This window comes from Cupriavidus sp. SIMBA_020 (genome assembly GCF_046535395.1).
Lineage (GTDB): Bacteria > Pseudomonadota > Gammaproteobacteria > Burkholderiales > Burkholderiaceae > Cupriavidus > Cupriavidus campinensis.
Map to the genome: position 1 here is coordinate 1 of NZ_JAWRWU010000957.1, position 260 is coordinate 260.

The following is a 260-nucleotide window of genomic DNA, read 5'->3' on the forward strand; positions in this document are numbered from 1 at the left end:
CGCGCGACGCCGTGCTTCGTGGGACGCGGCGTGCGACTGCGCTTTGGCCGCAAGGTGCGCATCGGCCGTTACGCGACCGTCGGCGACGGCGCGATCCTCAGCGGCCTCGGGCGCGACGGATTGCGTATCGGCGCGCGCGCGACGATCGGCGCGTATGTGCGGCTCGTCGTGGGCACCGATATCGCGCGGCCTGGCGCGTACATCGAGATCGGCGACGGTTGCGGTATCGGCGAATTCTCCAGTGTGGGCGGTTCGGGCGG

1 protein-coding gene is annotated in these 260 nt (G+C 71.5%); it reads left to right on the forward strand.

Going from position 1 to position 260, the window contains the following annotated elements; genetic code table 11:
* Positions 1 to 260: hypothetical protein (locus tag SB751_RS32290; protein ID WP_410749296.1), on the forward strand; the 260-nt coding region annotated here is incomplete at both ends.